The organism is Bacteroides sp. AM16-24, assembly GCF_003471885.1.
Taxonomy (GTDB): Bacteria; Bacteroidota; Bacteroidia; order Bacteroidales; family Bacteroidaceae; genus Bacteroides.
The window spans coordinates 408-1,099 of the sequence record NZ_QRKI01000051.1 but is presented as its reverse complement, the minus strand read 5'-3'; the positions used below and the strand labels follow the sequence as shown (position 1 = coordinate 1,099).

The following is a 692-nucleotide window of genomic DNA, read 5'->3' as shown; positions in this document are numbered from 1 at the left end:
ACCAGAGGCAAAGTAGCCGAAGGAGTACTGCCACCGGTACCGTCTACGATAGAGAAATCATCCTTGAACTTACGGGGGAAGCTGCCGTCAGCATTCTGAAGACGGAGGAAACTGTCCAGAATTACCTTCAGACGTTTCTCCCATTCGGGATGTTTACGCTTGTATTGCTTCTCGTAAGCCAGATAATTCAAAATGGCATACACGCCCTCCGATTGGCGGCGGATACTGAGCTTAGGCTCTTTAAAATCACGGTTATAATGGACAACCTCATTGAAAAAGCCCGCAGGAGAGAAACCGCTTGAAAGATAAGTATCAAAGATACTGTTAGCACTGTTCACAAGTTCAGGACGGTTCTGCTGGAAACCGTATTCCAATGCATTGAAAGCATTTAGCAATGTACGGCCCACAAAACCGACTTCAGCAACATCAGTACTGGCACAGGTGGCTGTCTTCAGCTCAACGCCCGAATAGTAATGGGTAGGAGTAGTATTCACATAACTCTCTACAAAGAAGTTGCTCAGAACATCTTTCATACGATCCACTGTATAGGGGGTATTGACCGGTTGGGGACGGTTCGTGTCATAGCAATACTCCCAGGTACGTTGCACGCACTCGGAGAAGTCGGCAGCAGCAATCTCAGACAGTTCCCAGGTCAGGGTAATGCTATCACCCTTGCGAAGCAGCTGGAAAGC

At 48.0% G+C, this 692-nt stretch carries 1 pseudogene; it reads right to left on the bottom strand.

Annotated elements, in window-relative coordinates:
• Positions 1-692 (bottom strand): annotated as a pseudogene (locus DW182_RS22680) (hypothetical protein); the annotation flags it as partial.